Annotated in this window: 25 protein-coding genes; 14 read left to right on the forward strand and 11 right to left on the reverse strand. The window is 53.1% G+C overall.

The genetic code is table 11. The annotated features are described in order from the left end of the window. Nucleotides 1–3 precede the first annotated feature (3 nt). The 6 genes from ACQZ5F_RS17565 (at nt 4) to ACQZ5F_RS17590 (ending at nt 6,390) form a co-directional block, all read left to right on the forward strand. Nucleotides 4–825 (forward strand): ATP-binding cassette domain-containing protein, encoded by an 822-nt coding sequence (locus ACQZ5F_RS17565; protein WP_052819391.1) that lies wholly within the window; start codon nt 4–6, stop codon nt 823–825. A gap of 24 nt (nt 826–849) precedes the next feature. Then, on the forward strand, nt 850–1,752 hold the full coding sequence (locus tag ACQZ5F_RS17570) for a sugar phosphate isomerase/epimerase family protein (RefSeq protein ID WP_052819390.1): 903 nt from the start codon (nt 850–852) through the stop codon (nt 1,750–1,752). 82 nt (nt 1,753–1,834) lie between these two features. Next, complete coding sequence (locus ACQZ5F_RS17575; protein WP_225338819.1) at nt 1,835–3,007, forward strand: Gfo/Idh/MocA family protein; 1,173 nt, start codon at nt 1,835–1,837, stop codon at nt 3,005–3,007. Nucleotides 3,008–3,089: 82 nt separating this feature from the next. Continuing rightward, nucleotides 3,090–4,031, forward strand: a complete 942-nt coding sequence (locus ACQZ5F_RS17580; RefSeq protein WP_137087037.1) for a sugar phosphate isomerase/epimerase family protein — start codon at nt 3,090–3,092, stop codon at nt 4,029–4,031. A gap of 56 nt (nt 4,032–4,087) precedes the next feature. Then, on the forward strand, nt 4,088–5,017 hold the full coding sequence (locus tag ACQZ5F_RS17585) for a sugar phosphate isomerase/epimerase family protein (protein ID WP_046799998.1): 930 nt from the start codon (nt 4,088–4,090) through the stop codon (nt 5,015–5,017). A 266-nt stretch (nt 5,018–5,283) separates the two neighbouring features. Next, nucleotides 5,284–6,390, forward strand: coding sequence for an agmatine deiminase family protein (locus ACQZ5F_RS17590; RefSeq protein ID WP_225338820.1), 1,107 nt, complete (start codon nt 5,284–5,286; stop codon nt 6,388–6,390). 133 nt (nt 6,391–6,523) lie between these two features. On the opposite strand, the gene ACQZ5F_RS17595 is transcribed toward ACQZ5F_RS17590, so the two are convergent. The 3 genes from ACQZ5F_RS17595 to ACQZ5F_RS17605 form a co-directional block, all read right to left on the reverse strand. Continuing rightward, the gene (locus ACQZ5F_RS17595) at nt 6,524–6,886 is read right to left on the reverse strand and encodes a hypothetical protein (RefSeq protein WP_225338927.1); all 363 of its coding nucleotides are present in this window, start codon (nt 6,884–6,886) and stop codon (nt 6,524–6,526) included. A 649-nt stretch (nt 6,887–7,535) separates the two neighbouring features. Then, nucleotides 7,536–8,129 (reverse strand): Swt1 family HEPN domain-containing protein, encoded by a 594-nt coding sequence (locus ACQZ5F_RS17600; RefSeq protein WP_448730589.1) that lies wholly within the window; start codon nt 8,127–8,129, stop codon nt 7,536–7,538. Then, nucleotides 8,126–8,827: a DUF5343 domain-containing protein gene (locus ACQZ5F_RS17605; protein ID WP_225338822.1), complete on the reverse strand. Its 702-nt coding sequence runs from the start codon at nt 8,825–8,827 to the stop codon at nt 8,126–8,128. Before ACQZ5F_RS17605 ends, ACQZ5F_RS17600 begins: the two co-directional genes overlap by 4 nt. 622 nt (nt 8,828–9,449) lie before the next feature. Here ACQZ5F_RS17605 and ACQZ5F_RS17610 point away from each other — a divergent pair. Together ACQZ5F_RS17610 and ACQZ5F_RS17615 are read left to right on the forward strand one after the other, a co-directional pair. Further along, nucleotides 9,450–10,580, forward strand: a complete 1,131-nt coding sequence (locus ACQZ5F_RS17610) for an AAA family ATPase (RefSeq protein WP_448730588.1) — start codon at nt 9,450–9,452, stop codon at nt 10,578–10,580. After that, on the forward strand, nt 10,577–11,479 hold the full coding sequence (locus ACQZ5F_RS17615) for a hypothetical protein (RefSeq protein WP_225338824.1): 903 nt from the start codon (nt 10,577–10,579) through the stop codon (nt 11,477–11,479). Before ACQZ5F_RS17610 ends, ACQZ5F_RS17615 begins: the two co-directional genes overlap by 4 nt. Before the next feature lie 63 nt (nt 11,480–11,542). Here ACQZ5F_RS17615 and ACQZ5F_RS17620 read toward each other — a convergent pair whose 3' ends face one another. The 5 genes from ACQZ5F_RS17620 to ACQZ5F_RS17640 all read right to left on the reverse strand — a co-directional run bounded on the left by ACQZ5F_RS17620 (nt 11,543) and on the right by ACQZ5F_RS17640 (nt 14,135). Beyond that, a complete protein-coding gene (locus ACQZ5F_RS17620) occupies nt 11,543–11,887 on the reverse strand; it encodes a hypothetical protein (protein ID WP_225338825.1) in 345 nt (114 codons plus the stop codon). A gap of 57 nt (nt 11,888–11,944) precedes the next feature. After that, nucleotides 11,945–12,430, reverse strand: a complete 486-nt coding sequence (locus ACQZ5F_RS17625) for a hypothetical protein (RefSeq protein WP_225338826.1) — start codon at nt 12,428–12,430, stop codon at nt 11,945–11,947. Further along, nucleotides 12,427–12,591, reverse strand: a complete 165-nt coding sequence (locus ACQZ5F_RS17630) for a hypothetical protein (RefSeq protein WP_448730587.1) — start codon at nt 12,589–12,591, stop codon at nt 12,427–12,429. The genes ACQZ5F_RS17625 and ACQZ5F_RS17630 overlap by 4 nt, the downstream gene beginning before the upstream one ends. Nucleotides 12,592–12,795: 204 nt before the next feature. After that, nucleotides 12,796–13,503, reverse strand: coding sequence for a DUF7424 family protein (locus tag ACQZ5F_RS17635; RefSeq protein ID WP_225338828.1), 708 nt, complete (start codon nt 13,501–13,503; stop codon nt 12,796–12,798). 62 nt (nt 13,504–13,565) lie between these two features. After that, on the reverse strand, nt 13,566–14,135 hold the full coding sequence (locus ACQZ5F_RS17640; protein ID WP_225338829.1) for a tyrosine-type recombinase/integrase: 570 nt from the start codon (nt 14,133–14,135) through the stop codon (nt 13,566–13,568). 604 nt (nt 14,136–14,739) lie between these two features. On the opposite strand from ACQZ5F_RS17640, the gene ACQZ5F_RS17645 reads away from it, so the two are divergent. After that, nucleotides 14,740–15,825 (forward strand): GmrSD restriction endonuclease domain-containing protein, encoded by a 1,086-nt coding sequence (locus tag ACQZ5F_RS17645; protein WP_225338830.1) that lies wholly within the window; start codon nt 14,740–14,742, stop codon nt 15,823–15,825. Next, on the forward strand, nt 15,825–16,526 hold the full coding sequence (locus ACQZ5F_RS17650; RefSeq protein ID WP_225338831.1) for an MAE_28990/MAE_18760 family HEPN-like nuclease: 702 nt from the start codon (nt 15,825–15,827) through the stop codon (nt 16,524–16,526). Before ACQZ5F_RS17645 ends, ACQZ5F_RS17650 begins: the two co-directional genes overlap by 1 nt. A 10-nt stretch (nt 16,527–16,536) precedes the next feature. Here the strand turns inward: ACQZ5F_RS17650 and ACQZ5F_RS17655 are convergent, their stop codons facing one another. The 3 genes from ACQZ5F_RS17655 to ACQZ5F_RS17665 all read right to left on the reverse strand — a co-directional run bounded on the left by ACQZ5F_RS17655 (nt 16,537) and on the right by ACQZ5F_RS17665 (nt 19,644). Next, complete coding sequence (locus tag ACQZ5F_RS17655; RefSeq protein ID WP_225338832.1) at nt 16,537–17,112, reverse strand: hypothetical protein; 576 nt, start codon at nt 17,110–17,112, stop codon at nt 16,537–16,539. Between the two features lie 542 nt (nt 17,113–17,654). After that, a complete protein-coding gene (locus ACQZ5F_RS17660) occupies nt 17,655–18,992 on the reverse strand; it encodes a DUF6538 domain-containing protein (protein ID WP_225338833.1) in 1,338 nt (445 codons plus the stop codon). 274 nt (nt 18,993–19,266) lie between these two features. Beyond that, nucleotides 19,267–19,644 carry an HNH endonuclease gene (locus ACQZ5F_RS17665; RefSeq protein ID WP_225338834.1) on the reverse strand — a complete coding sequence of 126 codons (378 nt, stop codon included), beginning with the start codon at nt 19,642–19,644 and terminating at the stop codon, nt 19,267–19,269. Nucleotides 19,645–20,005: 361 nt separating this feature from the next. On the opposite strand from ACQZ5F_RS17665, the gene ACQZ5F_RS17670 reads away from it, so the two are divergent. From ACQZ5F_RS17670 to ACQZ5F_RS17685, 4 genes are all read left to right on the forward strand, one after another. Next, the gene (locus tag ACQZ5F_RS17670; RefSeq protein ID WP_225338835.1) at nt 20,006–20,272 is read left to right on the forward strand and encodes a helix-turn-helix transcriptional regulator; all 267 of its coding nucleotides are present in this window, start codon (nt 20,006–20,008) and stop codon (nt 20,270–20,272) included. 12 nt (nt 20,273–20,284) lie between these two features. Next, nucleotides 20,285–21,529, forward strand: a complete 1,245-nt coding sequence (locus ACQZ5F_RS17675; protein WP_225338836.1) for a type II toxin-antitoxin system HipA family toxin — start codon at nt 20,285–20,287, stop codon at nt 21,527–21,529. A gap of 479 nt (nt 21,530–22,008) precedes the next feature. Then, on the forward strand, nt 22,009–23,106 hold the full coding sequence (locus tag ACQZ5F_RS17680) for a hypothetical protein (RefSeq protein ID WP_225338837.1): 1,098 nt from the start codon (nt 22,009–22,011) through the stop codon (nt 23,104–23,106). A gap of 420 nt (nt 23,107–23,526) precedes the next feature. Continuing rightward, entirely contained in the window at nt 23,527–24,432 is a 906-nt protein-coding gene (locus ACQZ5F_RS17685; RefSeq protein WP_225338838.1) for a hypothetical protein, read from the forward strand. The last annotated feature ends 4 nt before the right edge of the window (nt 24,433–24,436 follow it).

Genomic DNA, 24,436 nt, shown 5'->3' on the forward strand with positions numbered 1-24,436 from the left:
ACGATGTCGACACCCATTCTCGAACTTAGAAACGTCAATAAATCCTTCGGCCCCATCGATGTTCTTCACGATATCTCGCTGAAGGTGCGCGCCGGCGAGGTGCTCTGCCTGCTTGGCGACAATGGCGCTGGAAAATCCACGCTGATCAAGACGCTGGCCGGCGTCTACCAGCCCAGTTCCGGCGAAGTGCTGATGGATGGAAAGCCGGTCGATTTCGACGGGCCGCGCGATGCGCAGCGCATGGGCATTTCCACCGTACACCAGTTCGGCGGAACCTTTCCGCTGATGAGCATTGGTCGCTCTTTCTTCATCGGCGCGGAACCGACCAAGGGTTTCTGGCCTTTCCGGATCTACGACCGCAAGAGAGCAAACGAAATCGCCGTCAAGGCGGTGCAGGAGTTTGGCATCACCCGCATCGATGACGGCGACCGCCTGATCGGCGGGCTCTCGGGCGGTGAGCGGCAATCACTCGCCATCGCCCGCGCGGTGCATTTTGGTGCACGCGTTCTGATCCTCGATGAGCCGACAGCGGCGCTGGGCGTGAAACAGGCGTCCCATGTCCTGCGCATCGTGCTGGAAGCGCGCAAGCGGGGCATCGCAGTGATCTTCATCACCCATCAGGTCACCCATGCGATTGCCGTCGGCGACCATTTCGCCGTGCTCATTCGCGGCGCGGTCGCCGCCAATTTCCGCAAGGGTGAAAAATCCCGCGAGGAAATCACCGATCTGATGGCCGGCGGTGAAGCGCTCGCCGACCTCGGCGCGGAGGTGGAAAATTACATGGCCAGCCATGACGGCCATCCGCCGCAGCCACCCTCGAATTAAGACATAAAGCAAGGATCAAGACCGATGAAGATCGCCATCGACCCCCACATGCATCGTTTCACCAGCCTCGATGAGCTTCCGGCCAAAGTGAAGGAACTCGGCTACGACTGGATCGAACTCAGCCCGCGCGCGGATTTCCTCGAATGGTTCAAGGCGCCGCGCGTCTTTCCCGAGCGGATCAGGTCTTTCAAGAAGGCGCTGAAGGACGCCGATGTCGGCATCGCCTCTTTGCTGCCCATGTATCGCTGGGCTTCCAATGATGAGACCGAACGGCAGGCGGCAGTGAAACACTGGAAGCGCGCCATCGAGATCGCCATCGAACTGGAGGTCGACACGATGAATTCCGAATTCGGCCGCGGACCGCATCCCGACAAGGGGTCATGTTATTGCTGCCATACCGGCTCGATGATCGAGGCCTGCGAGGATGCATGGTGGCGCTCGATGGAAGAGCTGGTGCCGATCTTCGAGCGCGAGAACATCAACCTGCATGTCGAGCCGCATCCCGAGGACTGGTGCGAGACATTGCAGCCGGCGCTGGACATCATCCGCACGGTCAATTCGAAGAATGTGAAGTTCCTCTATTGCGCACCGCACACCTTCTATTTCGGCGACGACACCAAGGCGATGCTGCGCGAAGCGAAGGATGTGCTGGCGCATGTGCATGTGGGCGACACCTTCAACCACAAGGCCAGCTCCGGGCTTCGCTATATCCTCAATCCGCCGGGCACACAGGCGCGGGTGCACCAGCACCTGAATATTGGCCAGGGCGAGGTGCCGTGGGACGATTTCTTCGGCACGCTCGCTGAAATCGGCTTCGACGGCATCATGACCTCCTGCGTCTTCGCCTGGGAGGACAGGGCCGATGAATCGAGCCGGTTCATGCGCGCCAAAATGCAGGACTATATCGACCTCTATTTCAAGAAATGACGCGGCAAACCGGCGCTGAGCCCGAGGCGGACCCCGCCTCCCGCCGCGGCCATTCGCAACATCAAATGGAAAGACGACTGACATGATCAACGGAGAAAGACTGATTTCGCGCCCGCTGCGCTGGGCCATGGTGGGCGGCGGACGCACGGGACAGGTGGGCTACAAGCACCGCACCGGCGCCCTGCGCGACGGCAACTACCAGCTCGTCGCGGGCGCCTTCGACCTCGATGCCGAACGAGGCAGAGACTTCGGCGTCAATCTCGGCGTGGCGGCGGAACGCTGCTATGCGGACTACAAGGCGCTGATTGCCGGCGAGACGACGCGCGAAGACGGTGTGGACGTCGTCTCCATCGCCACCCCCAATTTCACCCATTACGAGATCACCAAGGCCTGCCTTGAAGCCGGACTGCATGTCATCTGCGAAAAACCGCTGTTCTTCACCGTGGCGGAATGCGAAGAAGTGGCGCGGCTGGCCGAACAGAAGGGCCTCATCGTCGGCGTCACCTATGGCTTTACCGGGCATCCGCTCGTCCATCAGATGGCTGCCATGGTCAAAAAGGGAATGCTGGGCGACATCCGTATCGTCGACCTGCAATATACCCATGGTTTCAATGCCGGCGACGATGTGGGCGCGGGAGAGGCCGTCAAATGGCGCACCAACCCACGCACTGCCGGCCCGACCTTCGTGCTGGGCGATATCGGCACGCATCTCTATTATCTCTCGGAAGTCGTGCTGCCGCATATGAAGGTGGAACGGCTGCTCTGCGACCGCAAGGCCTTCATCCCCACGCGCGCGCCGCTGGAAGACCACGCCACCGTCCTGATGCATTATGACAATGGCGCGCGCGGCCGCCTCTGGGTCTCCTCCGTCAATGCCGGCAATATGGGGTCGCAGCGTTACCGTTTCGTCGGCTCCAAGGCGTCGCTCGAATGGTCCGATTCCCATCCCGACCAGCTGATCTACGAAGTTCAGGGCGAACCCGGCCGCATCATGCACCATGGCATGCCCTATCTGGAACAGGAAAGCCTCGCCATCGACCGCATGGGCGCGCTGCATACTGAAGGTCTCGGGGACAGCTGGTCGAACATCTATCTCTGGATCGCCCAGGCGATCGACGCGGCAAATCGCAGCGATCAGGCTTTCCTGAAAACCCACCATTATCCCGGCATCACGGCTGGCACGGAAGGCGTCCGCTGGTTGGAAAACTGCGTCCGTTCGGCCGATGCCGGCGCCGCCTGGGTCGACTTCGCATAACCAGTTTGGGGGCGCGCCGGACCACTCTCCCGTCCTCCTCCTCCTCAAGCGCGTCCCCATGCCTTTTTAGAAAGACGACACGATGAAACTCGCAATTTGTACCGACGTCATGGCAAACCTGCCCTTCACCGAAATGCTCGACAAATGTGTCGCGCTCGGCGTCGAGGGCATCGAGATGACTGGCGGCGGCTGGTCCAGCGGCCCACATTTCCGGGCGGACGAACTTCTGGCGGACAAGGGGCTGCTCAAGTCCAAACTAAAGGAAATCGAGGCCCGCGGCCTCGAGATCGCCGCGCTGAATTGCTCTGCCAATCCGCTCGATCCCGGCGATATGGGCAAGCGCCACCTGAGGGAAATGCAGGATACGGTTCGGTTGGCGGGCGAAATCGGCGTGACGAAGATCGTCACCATGTCCGGTCTGCCGGAGGCTGCACCCGGCGACACGGTGCCGAACTGGCTCGTGTACACCAAGAGCTGGCCGAACGAGATGCCGGAGCGCGACCGTTACCAGTGGGAAGACCGCGCCTTCCCACTCTGGCACGGGCTCGTGAAGCTCGCCAAGGAAGCGGGCGTTGAAAAATATGCGCTCGAGAATTTCTCGGCCATGCTCGTCTGGAACCCGGAAACCCTGTTTCGCCTGCGCAACGAGGTTGGCCCGACGGTCGGCATGAATCTCGATCCGTCGCACCTGATGTGGATGGGAGCCGACCCCATCGCCTCTGCCCGAGCCCTCGGCAGCGCGATCCACCATTGCCATGGCAAGGACACCCGCATCGAACGCGGCCTGGCGGATGTGAACGGTCTGCTGGAGCTGAAAGAGGTGACTGACGTCGCCAACCGCAGCTGGAACTATGTGGCTGTCGGTGCCGGCCATGACCTGCAATGGTGGAAGGAATTTTTCTCCGTGGTACGCATGGCCGGTTACAATGGCTGGGTGAGTCTCGAAATGGAGGATTTCACTATGTCCACCGAGGCAGGCATCCAGTCCTCCATCGATGCCCTGCAAGCCACCATCAGCCGCTGAAGCTAAGCCCCGGGCCGCAGAACGCGGCCCGGCACCAATCGCGCCACGAGGATGCCATGACCAACCCGATCACCATTACCACCGCTCCCTGCTGCTGGGGCGTCGATGACGTCAAAAATCCCCATCTGCCCCATTGGGAAAAGGTGCTGGATGAGGCGAATGCCGCCGGTTTCGGCGGGCTGGAACTTGGCCCCTATGGCTATCTGCCGCTCGATCTCAGCCGCGTTTCGCAGGCGCTGGACGAGCGCGGCCTTAAGATCGTTGCCGGCACGATCTTCGACGACCTGGTCTCACCTGACAACCGCGACAACCTGCTGCGCCAGACCGACGAAATCTGCGCGCTGATCACTCGCCTGCCAAAACCGGAAACCCATGCCGGCCAGCGTTTTCCCGCCCCCTATCTGACGGTCATGGACTGGGGCCATGACGAACGCGACTACGCCGCCGGCCATTCCGATCGCGCACCGCGCCTCGATAAAGCCGCATGGCGGGGGATGGTCGAAAACATCCGTGCCATCGCAACGCTCGCCCGCGACACATACGGCGTGCGTGCCACCATTCATCCGCATGCCGGCGGCTACATCGAATTTGCCGATGAGTTGCAGCAGATCGTTGAGGACATTCCCGCCGATCTCGCGGGCCTGTGCCTCGATACCGGCCATATGGCCTATTCCGGCATGGACCCCGTCACCGCGCTTCGCCGCTATTGGGACCGTGTCGACTATATTCATTTCAAGGATATCGACGCTGCGGTTTTCGAGGAGGTGATGGCAGAACGCATCCGCTTCTTCGACGCCTGCGCCAAGGGCGTCATGTGCCCGATCGGCCGCGGCTCTATCGATTACCCAGCCATTCGCAGCCTTCTGACGGAACTCGGTTACGGCGGTTACATCACCATCGAGCAGGAACGCGACCCGCGCAACGCCGGCAGCATTCTGGATGACCTTGCAGCCAGCAGGGTGTTTCTTGCCAAAAGCGGTTTCTGAACCGAACGGAGTAAAACCGTGACGCTTCGCGAGAAGTCGAGCCAACACACTACGGCAATCGAAATAATGGTCGTTTCCGGCACATAAGATGCCCTCAGCCTAAAAAGACATGCATTTATCCGTCACATCCATGTAAAAGCCACATTGGAATATGAGCTGAAGTTGCAAGACAATTTTAGCCTTGGTTGGCAATACCTCTGGGCAAACCCAAGGTGCGCACCCATAAGCTGAAGCGATCGTTTTCTTTGTATTTTCATGGTGATACGATGATGACCCGCCGCCAGACACTGCTTTTTGCCGCGGCTGCCACCGCCGGCCTTTCGTCCTCGGCCCAACAGGGCAGGACAGCAGGTCCGTCAGCCCGTGCCGCCGGTTTTTGGTATCCTGAGGAAACCGAACCACATGAACGCACTTTCATGCAGTGGCCGGTGAACCCTGCCGTGCATGACGATCCCGATTTTCTTGACGATCTTCAGAAAACCATCGCGAAAATCGCCAACACCATAGCCGAATTTGAGCCCGTCGTGATGCTGGCCGCAGCGCAGCACCATGGTGCAATCCGTAAACAGGTGTCGCGCAACGTCGACTTATGGGACATTCCGACGGATGATCTGTGGTGTCGCGATTCCGGGCCGTCCTTTGTTGTGGATGGCAAGGGTGGGCTCGCCATCACGCAGTTCAACTTCAACGGCTGGGGCAACAAGCAAACCCACAATGCCGACGGAAAGATTGCCGCGCGGATAGCCGAACGTATGGGCCTTTCGATTTTTGACGCAGGGCTGGTGGGCGAGGCTGGAGGAGTGGAAACCGACGGCCATGGCACCTTGATCGCCCATGAAAGCAGCTTCATCAATATCAATCGCAACCGGGGCGACAAGGCCGAAATCGAACGGCTGCTGCTCGACACGATGGGCGCGCGCAAGATGTTGTGGGCACCCGGAATCATCGGTGCCGATATCACCGATTACCACATCGATGCACTCGCCCGTTTCGTCAAGCCCGGCCAATTGCTGATCCAGATGGGAGACAAGATCGACCACGATGATCCGTGGTCGATCGCCGCCTTCGAAACCCATGACATTCTGGCCGCAGCCACCGATGCCGAGGGTCGAAAGCTGGACATGGTCATTTTGCCGGAACCCTACGACATTCGTGCTGACAGCGCCGATTTCGTATCTTCCTATGTCAATTATTATGTCTGCAACGGTGCGGTCATCGCCGCTGAATTCGGCGACCGGGAAGCCGACGAACGAGCCGCAGCCATTCTTGGCAAGCTTTATCCCGGCCGTGAGATCATCACGTTAAATATCGACCCGGTGGGTGAGGTAGGCGGCGGCATCCATTGCGCCACCCATGAGCAACCTAAAGTCTGATCACGCGCGGCTCATGTGCCTTTGACGGCCAGATGTATGGGAAGATCGAAGGCGGCAGGAAAATGGCGCCGATGACTAAAATGACTTCGACGCCACTCAACCAATCCACTGGCAAGAACCGGCACTTAGACCTTCAGGCTTCGACAGGCTCGTGAACATCATCCAGAAGAAAATGCACGATCACATAACGAGTCGTGTATTTCTGACCGCTGTCGGACACGCTCTCGACGCTGCCACCGTCGGAGGGATGCCATTTCTGGTAATGAGGGTTGTTGGCAATCAGCGTAATCGCCTTGCCCGAAAGCCGGCCGTTCAACCGATAGCGAGCTTCTGCCAGGGGCCAAATCTTCTCAAAATCCTGTTGGCTGATACGGGCTTTCAAGGCTCTTCTGGATATCGTTTCCCCGGGGGAACCATCTTTGTGCTCCATCGATGGAATATGCAGGTCAACCTCTTCCGCGCCGTCCAGCAGAAAGGCAAATTCGTCTGGCCACATCCGTCTCACGTATCGCTCCTCCCAAAGCTCGCCGTCCTTTACGACACAATTATGATAGCGCCTCCACCGCGAGAGGCAATGGCGGATATGAACCTGCGCGTGCCTGCGTCCCCCCTGTTCTTCCAGATCGATGCCGCGTGATCTCCAATTGTTATCGAAGATCACGCATCGGATGCCCTTGCATGGCATCGATCTTCACTAGGGGACGACGCATCCTCCCATCAACGGCTTCATATAGTCCGGAGGCATGGAAGTGCCGAGTATGGACATAGCCATTTCCAGCAGCATCAAAGATAGCATAAGTTCAAAAAATCGCGGGAAAACCTTGCTTGCCCAAGGCAAATTATGGCGGAGAGGGTGGAAGTCATTTCACCTCCACATATTAATCATGCACTTGTAATTATTATGCTTTTTATATTTCTATCAAGATTTAAAGTACCAAAAAATGTACCAAATTAATCAGGTCGCGTGAACTCCCAATACCAGCATTGAGTGACCTGCAACGCCGGCAGGAAACACTGAATTGCGATGTGAACGGAAGGTTATGAGCACAATACGCGGATTCGCCAGATATTGGACGATGTTTTCGTAATATATTAGCGTGTAGGCGATCATAACGCTTATGTAAGCGCATTATAAACGCAAACCATTATTCCATCAGCATGTACCAGTCTCGAATAGCCAATTTAAGACGAATAGCTTCTTCCTCTGGCAGAAAATTACAATGCGCTATGGGGCCACGCACAAGGTTCAAACGGTTGATTACTCTTAAGACACGGCTGCGAGTGGCATTGGAAAACATGCCGGAGAAAACATCCCAGTTCTCCTTCAGTATTTCGCCTAGTTCACCAAAGGTGGTGTAGTCCAGCATTCTGTCCGACCGGGGTGGAAGACCTTCTGCAGCCTCTTTGTCACTGTTCTTCTGCGCGTTATCTCGCACAAATTGGGGCACCGCTGTATGCCACCAGTCAGAACCTTTTCCCTCAACCATAGTCGCTTCGATAAGGTCTCGGATGTCATTTTCCAAAGCATAAAATAGCTTGTAGAATTCGCTCATACGCTCGGCATCCGCCAAGGTTTCAAAATCAACCTGCCGTAAGTACTCGTTTACTAAAGAGTCTGCCTGAGTTTCCAAGGCCCCACGTGCATTGCCAACTCTGTTCGATGTGAACGTAGCTCGAAGCTCTCTCGTGATCACCGCGTTCTTCAAAATGAACAACTCGATCTCGCGGTCGTCGCTCATCGCAGCAAGTTCTCTCTCAGACTTTTGAAAATGGCATTGAAAACCGCAATGTTCTCCGTTTCGGGTAATATAATGTTTAGTTGATAGGACAGTCCTAGTTTGAGTTTAGTTCCACTATGGTCTACGGCGCCTTGTTGTGATGTAGCGATGTCATCAGATTTTTCAACAACAGCTTTGCTCGGTTCACCATCGATAAAAGCTTTGATTGCCTCAAAAGTCGCATGCATTTGCCTGATAACTGGGTCATTTCTCTTCAGACCTGTTATTTCCACTAATACGTCTTTGATAGCGCCTTCATCAGCTCGGTAAATGTATTCGTTCCGCTTGAACAACTCACCAAATGAATTTTTCAACGCTTCATAAGCTGCTTGGCTTCTGCCACCTTCCGTTTTAAATTTCGAATATAATGCAGTAGGCGTACCGTCGGCACCAATAAACTGCATCTTCTTGAAGAGAGGTGGAACGGCACGAGAGGCGCCGCCGCGGATACCCAGAATTGTTTCCATAAAATTTGGATTAAACTTATCTGGGCGTTCGGCAGTGATTATCGTTTCGAGTGCCTTTTTGAATATCCCCGGTGAGGCTGTATAGGGTACACCGCCCTTTATCTCACGACGCTCCGTCTTTTCACTATTCCCGCTTGGAGGGTCAGCGGCAGCAGCAGTCGTCTTATCAGGTGAGTCTGCGTCTTTCGCCATTTGGGTCCTTTTCGTTTGTCACAGTGGTACGTTGATTTAGCGATCCTACAAGCAGAAGTTTTAAAGTAACTTCTATATCGACATCACAGAGCGCGTTGAGGACATTAAAGCCCAATCATCTGCTCTACCTATCGCGTTCACATCTAACGTCCGCACACCTTGATATTCATAAGACTAGCACTTCAATCTGAACATCAAACTTTCAGAGGCAAACCCTCGGAGCAACAGAGATATACAAAATGAAAACGATAGAAAAGTAAATTGCCTATTGCGCGTTAAACGGGCATATGCATTTTTACATTTACAGTTGAACATTAACTAATCAACCATAATCGCATTGAGCAACCGTATGAAGATCACTAAATCCTTATCCATAATTGATGAGCCAAAAGTCGTTGCGCGATTGGCAAAATTCGAGATTATTGGGCTATTTGGGCAGTTTAGTTACGAGATACCGCTCCAGATCGAGGAGCATGTCACAGCATTTATAGCGCCAAATGGGACAGGAAAGACGCTTTGCCTTAGGTTGATCGAGGCGCTTTTCTCAAAAAGGTGGTAACTCTTCTTAGAAGTTGATTTTGATCAGGCCGTCTATACATTCACTGATGGCTCGATAGTCGACGTGCGAAGAAAGCCCAAAACTGGCGAAAGCGATACGAAAATTTCTGTTTCGCTACGTGGGGCTAAAGGCAAAGCGGCGTGGTCCCCCCGGACCAACGAAGCCAAAAGAGTTGCACATGTCGAGCGCTATCTTCCATTTCTTACGCGTATCGGCCCGGAACGTTGGCGGCATGACCATTCTGGTCGGGTAATGAAGCTCGATGAAATCATTGATGAATTCGGCGAACGCTTGCCTGATGATTTGATCGAGCAATTTTACGGCGCATTGCCGAGCGAACTATCAATACTACTCGGCATCGAGTGCAAACTAATTGAAACGCAGCGTCTTCTTATTCTACATGAGCAAAATAGTGGTTATTACTACGACCAACCGCCAAGAAAGACAACATCAAATCTTGCCATTACTCGTAAATCAGAGAAAATCAAGCAAATTATTGCAGCGCAGATCAATGCTTATGCGACTCTTTCACAATCATTAGATCGTTCGTTCCCACGTCGAGTTATCAGTCAGGACAGCAACGTAAGCCCCGAAGGTCTCACTGATGTTTTGGCTGGCCTTGACGATAAACGTAAAGAACTGATGGCAGCAGGCATTCTCGACACAGAAACAGATGAGCCCGTTGAGCTTCCAGAGGGGCCCTTGAAGCGAGAAGTTGCAAGTGTACTTCACGTTTACGCAGAGGATACAAAGAAAAAACTAGCTTCACTATCTGACCTGCTCGCCAAGATTAAGCTCTTCAAAAAGCTCATAGATAAGCGCTTTGTTACGAAAGACGTCACAATCAACCGTAAGAACGGCATAGATGTTCGCTCTGGCGAGCGTGAAATCCCCCTAGAAAAACTTTCGTCTGGCGAGCAGCATCAGCTCGTTCTTTTCTTCGAGATGCTCTTCGAAATTAAAAAGAACTCGCTCATTTTGATAGATGAACCAGAGCTGTCTTTACACGTTGCTTGGCAAAGACAGTTCATAGGCGATCTTCTCAGCATAATTAAGCTTAATAAGTTTGACGTTATACTCGCCACTCATTCTCCTCAGCTTATTGGGGAGTGGGAGGAACTAGTAGTTGAGCTTGGCGACGTGGATGAGCTGTCAGAATTTAGCTACGAGGAAGAGGAAGAAAATCCAAAGTGAGCCTTTCAATACAAAGACATATGACCGGGCCAATGGTTGCCAGACACATTAGGATGGAAAGACAAAGCGATAAGTCTAGATCCATTGTCATGGTTGAAGGCGGCACTGACATAAAGCGTTTTAAGCAATATGTCGATAACAGCAAATGTATATTAGTAAACTGTTGGGGAAGGCCCAAAGCTCTAGAAGCGGTTTCTTTGCTTCAGCAAAAGCCACCGGCCGGTATTATCGCGATTCTTGACGCTGATTTCGACCGGATGCTCAACCGACTATCTAAGGACGTACGAGTTGTTTACTCTGACAGGCACGACTTCGATCTTGATTGGATAACACCTGATATTCTGGGTTTGTATTTAGAGCAAGTGGGCGAAGATAGCAAAGTAGTAGCACACGGAGGAGCGTCAGCGATCTTTGATAAGATTGTTGATGGCCTGCGCCCGATTTCATCGGCTCGACATCTAAATGCCAAACGCCTCATTCCATACAAAGTATCTCACTTGAATGCCGGCGATTATTTTTTGAACTTTTCCGTGAGATTGGATCGGTATATCGACGATCTCATAGGAAAAGCGACTATTAACGAGCAACAGAAGAAAGAATTAAGGGTTGCGATTGAGAGTAATGCTCAAGGTAACCATGATCTTCTCCAATTCACTAATGGTCATGATTTTCACTGCGCGTTAGGTGCCTCCCTCCGATGCGAATTAGGTGCCCGAAAGGAGGCGCAGAGCTATGGAAGTGAATGTGAACTCCACTTTCGGTTAGTATTTAATAATGATAAATTTAAAGAGACGAAGCTTTATAAAAGTATATTAAGCTGGGAGAATACAAACAACGGATTTTTTGTATTGAAAGATGAGCTTCGCCCTTCGCCGTCTTCAGGAAAAACGGTGCAGTAACGTCTGGAAGAGGAATTCCTAGTTTTTACCCCGCTCCAATGCGCCGCGGATTGAGGTACGGCTCTATTTTGTGACACAAGAAATAATCACCAAGGCCCCTCCGGTCTGACCGTACCACTCATCCGCGTGTTTCTTACAATCCTGAACGGACTTAACCTCCGGATATCCCTTGGCGCCGCCCTCATGATGACAGTCCGTGTAAAATCCCTCTTGAACGCCCTTCTTAGCCGTCGAATAGAGTTTTCTCTGCTGTGCGGCTGTGGTGGCAATTTCAACAATGTTGTCTAGCTCTGCCTCGCCCTCGTCGGTTGGGAAACATACGTAGACTGAAGGTTCAATCGTTGACGCCTCAACGGAGGTGGCCATTAAACCAAGGACGATCGCTGCATAAACGGTAGCTTTTTTCATTAATATCTCTCCTCATGGGTGCGTTTTCTCTGAAACTATGAATGAAGATGCCGCCCATCAATCTGCCAGTTTGGCGGGGGAGATATTCACGTTTCCCAAAGTGTAGCCATTGACGATACCTTTGCAGGTGATCAAATGGCCCGCGGCCAGTTGCCTGATCCTCTTTGCCTCGTTGTCATCGGACGGTCTGATTTTACAGAAAATCGCGATCTTACCCTGACTGGACGTCTGGATGACAAATTCCTCGTTCCGCTGCGAGACGTCCCAGACCGGCAGCTTCCACGCCACCAGCTTTCCGCGATAGGAATCCTTGATCTCGTTCTTCTGGACCTCGGTAAGTCCTGAAAAAAATGACAGTGCATTCACCAGATCGTCAGGAGGCGTGGTGCTGACCGGGGTCTCGTCCAAAACCTCTCTACCGGGGCTACCCGCGCCTTGAACGCCGATGAATGACGAAAGGATGAGACCCAAAAGGCTTCCAAAAACCGGCAAGCCAAGACCAACGATCACAATCCAGAACAATGATTTCCAGAAGAGCTTCATTTTGCTTCTGCGACAGTCGCTTTCTTTGCGCCGAAGACAGCAAGAATGCCGCCGATGAAAGCGAGGGCCATGAAAATGGCGACGAGGGTTCCACCCAGAACCGCTCCAAGGATTGCACTGACGATAAGCAATCCACCGGGAGTTTTGCTCGTCGCTCCCATGGCAACGGCCCCAAAGATATCGTGAGGAACGAGAAGAGGATACCGCCCCATCCTAAACCGACGACGGTAGATGCACCGTCGGCTTCCAGTCCAGCCCCGATACCACCGACGAACAATGTTATCGCTGCGGCAAGAATGCCGAAAATACCTGCGATGAGTGCGATAATTCCGCCTGCTTTTTGCATTGTTTGAAATCCTGATAAGTTAGTTTGAAGAAGGGCGATGGCCGACGTTGGCGATACCAGCCCAGCCGTTTTTGCCCAGAAACGATTGCTTGACGTCACCCAGCTTGACCGTCATTTTTTGCCGGGGAGCAAGCTTCGCTTCAACGTTTTGATCGGCAGGTGCACCGTCAACGAACAAACCTGTATTGGTATAAATCGCCACAGGTTCACGCGTATCGTTTTCGATTGTTACGGTCATGGACGCGTCCTCGAATTTCGGCCGTGCCATCATGTTAATTCTTTGAAGCTGCTGCTGAAGCGTTGAATAGGCTTCGGCGTTGAAGCGTACGACGATGAAGTTTGATTTGTCTTCTTTAAAAGTGCTGAAATGCAGCAGGAATTTCCCCGGCTCTACCTCGGGAGAGGTAGGTGCATCAAGGACTGTTCTTGCCTTGATCAGCATCCTGTCGTTGATGCTTCCGGAAATATCTTCACATCCAATCAGGCTTGCATTTTCGAATACTGACGCGACGGCATCAACGATCATTTTGCCTTCTGGCTTCGCGCACTGCTTATCAATCCCGGACTCGAGGACTTCGATTGTGATATCAACGGGAACGCTTTTTCCGTGCGTCTCAATCATTCCCTGAATGTCGCTGGTGTACAGCGTTGCTGTTACGTTCTGATCGCAACCGGACAAGGCAATTCCGGCGAGGAAGGGGTAGATGTATTTCGTTCTTTTCAGCATTGCTCATCCCAAGTGCTACTTCTGGCTTCAAATTTTGCGACGCGAACGCACCGACGGCATCGCTAGGGGTTGATCCACATTCTTTCCGATATCTGCTTTTGTTCGCTGCCCACGGCGTTGGCATAGATTGACGTGATCTCAATCGCTGAGTGGCCCATCCATTTTGACAGCATGTTCAAGGGAACACCGGAAGAGATGGCATTCACGCCATAACCGTGTCTCAGACCTTTGGGAGACGATTGCGGACCAGATGCTATTCCGGCATCTGTCATCACCGATTTGACGTATCGCCACCCTGTCGCTCTCGACCACGGCCACAGGCGACGATCCAGCTTTCCCGGCCGACGAATTTGATGGACAAGTTCAAGTGTGTTCAGAAGCTGTGAAGGGACCGGCACGGCTCGAAACACGCCGGAGCGTCGTTTCTTCAGAGTCTCGAAGATGACCGTCTCATTTTCGAGATCGATCCGGTCAACGGTCAGGTTGAGAGCCTCGGAAATACGGCATCCGGTAAAGTGCAGCGTTTCGCAGAAAGAACGGATCGCTCCGGGTCGTTTGATGGCGGCTTTCAGGAAAGCCTGTCGCTCTGACGAGGTAAGATAAAGTCGTTTTCCATTGCAATCATTGATCATTGCTGAGGTATTCCTTTACGTCTTGAAACACTTTATCAAGACGATAGATCGTGTAAACATCTGATTTTACCGTATAAATTAGATATTTTTTGGATTTATGAAGGACGCCAACTGCAACTGAACTTGCAGGATTATTGATATTTTTTGATCAACATTATTTTCGTTCATCATCCGATCTCACTTAAAAACATTGCCTTTGAAACCGAATAGATAATTTTGTTTCAGGAATGCTTTGAGCGAGCAAAATCTGAAATAGTTGTTGAAGAAGAGGTCGAAAGCCGCACTTCGCTGATCGAAACACTTCTTATACGAGGTGTTTCGAAATACCCAATCAGGGGTTGACTATTTGGTGCCGCAGGATATGAAAACGGCTAAATTGTGAAACCGAATTATCTATAGTGTTTCACGTTTCAATCCCGATAAAAGCAGGAGCCACGGGCTCCAAGTAACTTTCTTTCGATACGAACCGGGATTTTTGATCGGCTTTCCCTTATCAATCTACCGAACGCTACCTTTACGTTCGACTAGTGATTGTTGTGCAGCGATAATGTATGACCAAACAGGTTCCGGGATAGGGCAATTTCCGCCTGAATGAGGGAGAAACATGGAAAATCAGATATATGAAGCGGATCTCGACGGCGTGCTTCCGGATCCCGAGACCACACCGCTGAGAGATAGAAAGGTTGTCACCCAGCCATATGACCTTGCAATTGATGCGATTGTTGGACAGGTGAAATCGTCAATTCTCTTTCTCCGTCCTTTGAGTTCTCGACCAAAGTTTCAGCGCCAATACGTCTGGTCCGATACCTTAGCCTCGCGATTAGTCGAATCTGTCTTATTAAATGTTCCGATACCGCCGTGTTATCTTTCCGAAAACGAGGAGAGTGAACTCGATGTAATCGACGGTCAGCAACGAATATATTCGCTTTACAGATTTGTGGAAAACCAGTTTGCGTTGAAGGGGCTTGAGGCGCTTCCAGAGTTCGATAACAAGAGATTTTTTGAATTGCCAAGCAAAGAGCAGCGTAAGTTGCGAACGCACACACTCCGGTGCGTGGTTATCACAAATGAATCTCATCCCGAGATAAAGTTCGACGTATTTGAGCGCCTCAACACGAGCACTATGCCGTTAAATGCCCAAGAATTAAGAAATTGCGTATCCCGGGGTACCCTTAACGATCTGCTCGCGGAGTTGTCTTTCGACAAGAACTGGCTGTCTATTCGGGGCCGGAAGGCTCCCGATAGTCGGCTCGCTGACGAGGAAATGATCCTTCGTTTCTTTTCTTTCCAAATTCAACAGCTAAGCAGCTACAAAACTCCTCTCAAACATTGGCTAAATGATGCCGCAAAGGCTGGCAGAAAACTAGCTGATCATGAAATCGCTGATTTAAGAAGAAAGTGGCATTCAGCGATCTCCTCCTCGCTGACATGGTTTAGCCCAAAGACCTGCTTCCGTCGCCCTGATGGCACAGCAATAAATCGAGCGCTGTTCGATTTGACGATGTTTACCGCGAGTCGAGTAGATCAGCCCCTTGCTTTCGAGAAAGCTCCCGAATTTAGAGCGACCTACGTCGATCTTTGTGAAAATGAAGAGTTTCAAGACTTAATCAGTCGATCCGTGGACCATAAAAAAAGAACTGAACGTCGTTTCGAGATGTGGTTGCAACGCATGGCCCAGATTGGTTTATAATGACACGGTACACTCCGATTTACCGCGAGTTTGCCTCACGTATCGAAGAAGTTTCTTTACTTCGTAAGAAAGCAGCAAAGCTGGAGCGCTCAAAGAATTCGTTCGCTCATGGCCCAGAAATTAGTGCTCTTTGTAGAGCTTCAGTTGTTTTGCTGTCCAGTCACATAGAGGCATATATTAAGGAACTGGGAGAGCATACTCTCGACACTGCTCACCGTGTCGGAGTTTCCAGAAGTCAAATGGCGCCCCAATTTTTTTACTACGTTTCAAAGGATCGTATTGAGAATATACGTGGCAGTAGTCAACCAGACTCAATAGCAAAACACGTGCAGATTTTTTTCGAAACCGATGCGCCGTTCTGGCAAGTTGACGGTCCCTTACATGGTCCAATTTCGTCCAGCGACTTCAACTCTGGTTTCTCAAATCCAAAATTCGATAAAATCAAGGCTTATTTCGGCAGGTTTGGATACGCAGATTTTAGGCTTGATTTTATGCGCTTACTCACAAGGCGTGGACCAATCTTAGAAACCGGAATTGATACGATTGTTGATACTAGGAACGCCATTGCGCATGGAGATCCTTCTGCAACTAAGACCCCGGGGGAAGTTAAAGAGATGGAAGCGACAGCAAAAGAGTTCTGTAGAGCAGTAGATAATGTATTCTCGGTTTGGTGCAGAAACTCAATCTGCAAAATTCGGTAGTAGTAATCAATCAGCCTGCCACGCCGTTTCCATAAAAAGGGTAAATCTCCGCATCCAAATCCGGATACGACCAAAACGTCTTATCGATCCTCGCCTCTCGAAGAGTCTGGCGAGGATATTTTGACGCATAGGTCATCAGCGGCGTAACAGAGCCAAGTTGCGGCTCGAACTTGATTATATCGATGCCGGTAATGCGACTGTCGTTGGCTTCTTTCAGGACCCCGCTTTTCCTCAGCTTCTCAAACTCCGCCTGAGTGTCAGGATGAACGAGAAGCAAGGCATGGATATGCGGTATCTGAAACACCTTTGGAGCCATTTTGTAGCGGCTTCCTTCGACATCAAGGAAGGCCATGCTGAACGGCTGTAGCAGAGGTTTCTTGTTGAATTTTGGACCCAGCAGCTTCTTGCTGACGTTCAGGTGCCATTTCCTGTAGGCATCGAAAATCGCCTTGGTTTGAACAGGAGATTTTTCGTTGGCGATCTTGCAGATATCGGGTTTAAAATGGACTGTAATAAAGAACAGGTGATTATAAAAATGACTTAAGGATGCCTTACGGCATACATGCTTGACCTGAAGGTCAAACATGTATTTTTCATTAAATACTTGCTCTATAAAGAGGGAGAAAGAAGAGTCTAGACTATATTTAGAAGATTTATCCATATGATTTTATAATATATCCTATAAGTTATTCTATATTTAGAATATAATAAACAATTGGACCCGCTCGGCTCATCGCTCGAGTCCATCTAATAGCCACAATAAGACAGGCAGTCGAGGGCAAACTCACCCAAACACTACCTTTGCACGCATAACGTGTGCCGTCTATTATGTTATTTTAAAGGGGGGTGGATCAGGCCGCCTCAAGCCATAAAGGCCGGGTGTTTTCCCTTAATTCCTTGGCCTTTTTCCAATAAAAGTTGACCAAACGAACAATCTTCGGGTCTGAGTTTTTATGGGCCGTATTTCCTAACGAATACAACCCTTGGATGAACCACTCGAGTTCATCCTCATTCAAATCTGATTTCATTTTTAGGGATTTTGTCTAGCCGGATAGACTCTTTAAACTAACGGCAGTCATGCCTAAGCATCAGATTGAATATATTGTATTTATTGAAAAAAGTAAACCGTTATTTCCAGTCGGATTCGAGATTTTTGAGGTATTCGAGTGTGCTGGCGAGATCGTATCCCGTACCGTAACTTGCACCGATCATTGTGTTCTTGTGACCCATCAGGAAATTTTGCAGTTCCTCAGGAATCTTGTGCTTTCTCATCCGGTCCTTGAACATGTGCCGGAGACTGTAAACCGAGTGATCGTCAGTTTCGAGAAGCTTGTTCGTCTTCAGGTGCTTCATCAACACGGCTGACAGGGCGTCGGCCCCTGTTGGTCTCCTATATGCCGGAAAGCCCTCCGGGTTCGCCTGAAACGCCTTGAGGGCGTGGCCGATGAGGGGAATAGTTCGGCCACGATGATCGGTTTTGAGTTGTCGGTACTTGTTGGCCTGAACGACGATATGAGGAATTTCGGCATCTAGCCGAATTTCTGTCGCGTCCAGACCGATAATTTCCTTCGGTCCGCAACCGGTATCGATCATGGCGAAGAGTGCACCTCTGGCTTCGTCATTCAACGTCGCGAATGGATCACCTCGCAGCCAGTTCTGCTTGATGAACTCAAGCGAAAAGACAGGACGCGAGTTCTTCTTCCCCTTCAGCCGAATACCGGCGAAGGGATTGCTCATTTCGAGATCCATGTTCTCGATATAAAAGGTGATGATTTTGCGAAGGTGCATGATCGTCTTGTTGGCACTTTCGGCGGTGAGCTTACCTTTTTCAACAATCCCGATCAGGTGTGATTTGTATTCGTTTGCAGTCGAACGTTTGATTTCCTCCAGGGGAATGTCAGATCCGGCAAAATCCCTGAACCGCTTGACGGCGGCCTTGACCGGGCTTTGGCTTTTGCTGGCCTCCCGCGTGGTTTTTCCGATCATGTCCACTCGGGTATGTTCCTCGTAAAATTCGAGGACGTTCTGGATGGTAACAAGGTCCGGCAGCGACCCGAACAGTGCACTCATTTCCATGCCGGTGGGACGGCCAAGGGTTTCCCATTTTGCGAGACGTTTCATCATCGATCGCATGTCAGCTTTTTCCATCAGGTCATCGGCTGACTTGTAAGGGAGGTTGAACTCCTTTGCCTTGTTTTTCAGCTCTGCGAGAGACGGCATTTTTCGGCTCGACAAGGGGATGCCGTTTCTCAACTGTTCCAGAATATTTTCGTATTTGCTGTGAAGTTCACCGTAACGGAAGGTCGCCTTGACGGGATCGCGGGTCCTCAGCGATTCCTTGAATTCGGACTTTCGCCCGGCAAGCAATCGGAGCTGTGCGGGAATCGGGCGTCGATAGACGAAATTACCGTCACCACGGAGATACAGATATCGAGCTTCGAAGCCGGGAAGACGAGCTTTGTTCATCCACTTTTTGTACCAATAATTGTACCAAAAGTAAATTGCCGTACGATAAAATCGTGTAAAAACAATATGCTAGTAGGATTTTATGGCGGAGAGGGTGGGACTCTTCCCCAATTACAGCAAATCCAAGGGTTTCCGCCAACTCTCTGACGGAAAAGCCCGATTCCGATACTTCGAGCGATACATTGCGCGATACATTTTGGCAAGTCGACGTTTTTCGGGCGTTGTCTGACCTGATTTAATCTCGCGCTCGGGATGATCGTGGAGCCTGTCCGGCTCAGACCGGTGGCATTCTTCGTTTGCTGAGTGCTGCCTTGACCTGCGGCGGGTGCCACCTGCCCTTTGCCAGCCTGCGACGCACCTGCTGCGCGTGCGTATCGGCATCCAGCGGGCGCTTTGCCTTGTGTCGCGTTGCGTTGCAGAACCGACAGGCCGCCACGATGTTGGCCGCGACGTCCTTGCCGCCATCTCTTCTCGCCTCAACATGCTCGGCAGTGCATTGAAACCGCTTTGCCAGACCTGGCGAAATTCCATAGCGCACGATGAACTCCTGTGGGTTGGTGTCCCACATCGGCCGTTCACAATAGAAGCATCGTCCGCCTTGGCGCTGCGTAGCCTGCTTTCTCAGATTTTTCAGTTTGTTTTTTGATGGCATGAGTCCACGTCCTTTGCTTCATTGCTGAAGCGGACGTGCAATGGCCGGATACGGCCACCCCTCAGTTGGGAGGAAATCCTCGCACAAGACGACGTATACATACGTCACTCCGCAGTCTTTGAACGGTACGAGCGCCTTATTGGACATTTCGCTGACGAGTTAAAACTCCAGGCGAGCAAATCGTCTCGCCTCCATTCGACCTCAGCTTAACAAAAGTTCAGTGGGGATCAAGTCCAGGATTTGCGCCGTCCCGATCGGGAGGATTTCCCAGATGGATGGGGCTCCTTACTCTTCGGTAAGTTTTCATGGATTCTTTAAAATTCTTCCTGTACGGTAAGCGCAACATGGGGAAGGCTATATCATGATCCGTTCGGCCGCAGAATTCGGCGCACTTGTCCGCGAACACAGGAAAAAGCAGGGATGGACGCAAACCCAGCTCGCCGAGCGTTGTGGGACCGGTGAACGCTTCATCGTCGATCTGGAGAACGGTAAGCCCAGCTGCCAACTCGAAAAGTCGCTTATAGCGGCACGAACGGTCGGCATCGATCTCGGCGACCTGAAATCCGCAGCACCGCCGCCTGCGTCGGAAGCCGACGACGATCTCGGCTACCTGCCCCGTTTCTCCTGATCAGGCGTCGTCATGACCACGATTTTCTACGAGACCTGGCCCGTTGCTCATCTCATCGACCGCGATGGGATTTCGCTCGCCTATGAATCAAGCTGGGAACAACGGGCTTCGGCCTTCCCGATCTCGCTGACCATGCCCCTGCGATCCGGCACATACGGTGCTGAGCAGGTCATGCCCTGGCTTGCCAATCTTCTTCCGGAAACACACCTCTCCGAGATCGGTCAGCAGTTGAAGGTCTCGCCTCAGGACGTTGTCGGTCTTCTCACCCGCCTCGGCCGTGATACCGCCGGGGCCTTTTCGATCGGCGAACCGCGCCGAGACGGAAATAATTTCCGCGTCGTGCCGGATGAGGCGGCGCTCGAGCGCATTTTGAACGAACTGCCAGAGCGACCTTTCCTGGTCGGAGAGCAGGGCGTGTCGATGTCGTTGGCAGGCGTGCAGGACAAGCTGCCGGTCTACCTTGATGCGGATGGTAAGATCGCGATTCCCGTCGATGGCACGCCATCCACGCATATTCTGAAGCCCGACATCAGACGCCTGACCTGCAGTGTTCATAATGAAGCCTTCTGCATGACCCTCGCCAGGTTGTGCGAACTGGAGACGGCTGAGGTGACGACCGGTCGAGCCGGCAAGCGAGACTATCTGCTGGTCAAGCGCTATGACCGCATCGCCGACGCCCAGGGAACGATCCGCCGGATTCATCAGGAAGATTTCTGCCAGCTGCTCGGCCTGTTCCCGTCGGAAAAATACGAGCGGACTGGACTTGGCCAGCGGGGCGGCGCATCCCTCGCGCAGATGTTTGACGCGCTGGCGCGTTACGTTTCCCCCGCCGAAAGAGTGACGCTGCTCGACGCTGTCATTTTCAACGTTTTGATTTGCAACTCAGACTCCCACGCCAAGAACTATTCCGTTCTCGTCGGTGCCGCCGGAACAGCCAAACTCGCGCCGCTCTACGACCTGATGTGCGCGGCAGTCTACAAGCAGGTTGACCAGTCTCTCCCACAGCAGATCGCGACAAAGAGCAATGCCAACGAACTTCACGGCAATGACTGGCGGCAATTCGCATCGGCTGTTGGCCTCAGCCCTGCTGTCGTGACAAAACGGGTACGGGAGCTCTCCGACAGGGTTGCCTCAAAGCTCGAAGAGGCACTGGGGGAAACAGAGCACTATCCCTCTTTTCATCGAGATTTTGGGGTGAACATCCTGTTTCTCATTCGCAAGAGGTGCCAGCGGATAGGGCGACAGACTGGCGGGTAGCCCGTATTTGCCCCGCCTCGAGCTTTGAGTTCGGTTGGAGACAAGACAGAGGGTGGACTGATCTTGTTGGCTCCAAAAGCTATTCCGCGCGTGGTGGGGTGGAACCGGATTTTCCGAAGCAGCGGTGAAAAACGGGTTGCTTGGTCGTTGTCGATGAAAAGGTTTCGCGATCAATCGCAAACACGGCATTTGGGACGCGCTGCCTGGCTAGCAGAGGCGTCCGCGCCATACCCAAGAACACTGACAACAACCTTGTGGTGCATTAGTCGTTCCTTGATTGAAAATAATTTCAGAAAAAATGCGCACCGGAATCATTGAACAATTTCCGTCTCAAAATGGGAATAAATTCGGAGACTTTGCAGTTTACTATTGCTTTTCAATGCGTTGACAATGACGGTTGTAACGACTTTCGAAATTACATGTCATCATTATCTCACGGTCGCTAACGAAGACCGGATGAAATATGGAGATAAGAAGACATGGCGAAATACACGCAAAAGAAGATCGCTGCCAAGCTGGCGGCGAAGGCCGCGACCGACGCTGACGAGATCAGCCCGGAGCAGGAAGGCGAACTGAAAGCACTCGGCGAAGGTATCCTGTCGCTCGGACGCCGAACGACCGAGCAGGCCCTCGAACTCGGCGGCTACCTCGCGCGAGCAAAATCCATTCTTCCGGAGAGGGCGTTTGGCGCATGGGTGAAGGCCATCTGCAAGTTCACGTCGAAGACCGCGCGCAACCATGTCGCTGTCTACGAGAAGCTTTCCGATTACAGGGAGAGGCTGGTAGCGGCCAGCGTCGCACCGACAACGCTCTTCGTCCTCGCCTATGCGGACAAGGCGAAGGTAGAAAGCGTATTGATGGCGATCGAGGCCGGAGAGGAGCTCACCGTCGCCCAGGTCAAGGCGATGGTCGGGGTGGCCGCGAAGAAGAAGGTCGCTTCCTCCGACGACGCGCTCAATGTCGGCGGCCTCGCTGGCTTGCGTAAGGCCGCCGAGTTGAAGACCACGCAGGACGTTGACCAGTTCCACGGGCTGATGTCCGCCATCCTCAAGCGAGTGGAAAAGGCCATGGAGCCGTTTGCCAAGAGCAGGGCGGTGAAGAAGGGGATGCTCCAGGAGGCGATTGTGTACGATTGCCGTCACGCCCACGATCTTCTCAATAGCATCGCCGCGCCGATGAAGGCGGAGTTGGTTGCGCATGTGAACTGGCGGCCGGCACGTCTGCCTGAGGGCAGCGCGTGGCGGAAGGTGCAGGCGCTGCTTCACCGTATGGGCGGCGTCGACGGTTGGCCTGATCGGACCGAGTTTGTCGGCTGGCTTCGGGACGAGGTCATTCCGGCGCTACGCTTCGTGGTTCATGGGGAGGCGCTGACCTCGATGGAGGAGGAACCGGAGATCGCCGATGCGAGTGATCAGCTCGCAGCGCAGGAACAGGAAGGGGCCAGCGAATGGATGCAAACGGGAGAAGAAGCGACGCTGGCTCAGATCAACAGGGTATTCAATGGATTGATCGCGCCGACATCACCTACGGGCAAATCCCAGGAGCGCCGGTCCGTACCCTCGGCCGTTGCGGCGTAACGATCCCGGCAAAGACGACACCCATGGCCCCGCTCGCGCGGGGCTATTTTTTGTCCGCTGGCTGCCGCGTGTCCCGTTAACCATACCAGGGCTCTTTGTTCCGGATGCGTTCTGACCGGCTTGCCGGACACGATTCTCCGGGCTATGTCGACCCATATCTGCTTCGCTTCCGAACGGGAAGCTTCCCCGTCTCCTGATCCTGTTGATGACCGTGCGTCGCCGCGGCGCCGGTTGGCATGCTGTGAGCTCGCGCACGTCTCCGGTCTGGCGCTCGCCTGATCTCATTCAACTGATTGTCCCTGACTTCGAACGCGGCTTCGTTTGAAGCCAGCCGGCCACCGGATGCGGAAATCATTTCCGCGTCGGAGGTCGCGCGCTTGAAGTTTGAGGGCAGATCGCCACGTCAGCAGGAGCAGTACCATGACGACTATTCTATCCAGTGCGCCTGGCGCGCCAACCTATCCGCATGCCGCCGATCTCGACGCCCTTCAGCCGCGCTTCGAAGTCCTCATCGACGAGCTTTCGTCGCAACCGTTCTCGGCCGGCGCTCTTTCCAAGGCGCTTGCCGACGGTGTCTCTGACGCGGCCGCGATCCTGCGCGCCATTCCCATCCAGGAAGGGCGGCTGCTCGAGCGCGGGATTGGGATCATCGCCGACCTTAACCCGGACCTCGTGGTGCTGACGCAAAATCTACGGCTGCCGGTTACGAAGACAGCGCTCGAGTTGGTCGAGAAAAACGATCCGAAACACTTTCGATCGCTGACGCTCGATGCGGATACGGGCGGACGCAAAACCTATACGCCGGACTTGGTCATCGTGAACCGCAAGACGAAGCTTGCACACGTCATCGACGTCAAGCGTAGCCTCGGCTCGTACGAGGTCTCACGTATCAATGAGCTGAAGAGCCGCATGCTGGCCGCAGCCCTCGTCGTTCCCGATCTCCTCTACCGCGATCATCATCGGCTGGTGGCCGAAGAAGTTCGTGTCGTCATCCTGAACGCGGAAAACCAGCGCTCCGACATCGCCGGCGGCGTCTGGCCACTTAGTGATCTCGATCATCTCGTCGAGATCGGCGGGGCGGGGAAGGCGATCGGCATGCTGCGCGAACGCTTCCATGGTCGGATCGACGAGAACTGGAAGCTGGCTCGGAATGTCTTTGCCGAACCGAAGGAAGAACGAGTCCGTCGCGGTGCCTCGGCGGACATCATTGACGCGAACGGAAACGAGGTGTGTGACCCAGGCCCGATCACCGAGGTCCCTCAGCCAGCGGGTCGTGGCCAAATCCGTGTCGGCTTCGCCCGTATCCCACGGACCGGCACGGGCTGAGCAG

This window comes from Agrobacterium sp. 22-210-1 (genome assembly GCF_053522525.1).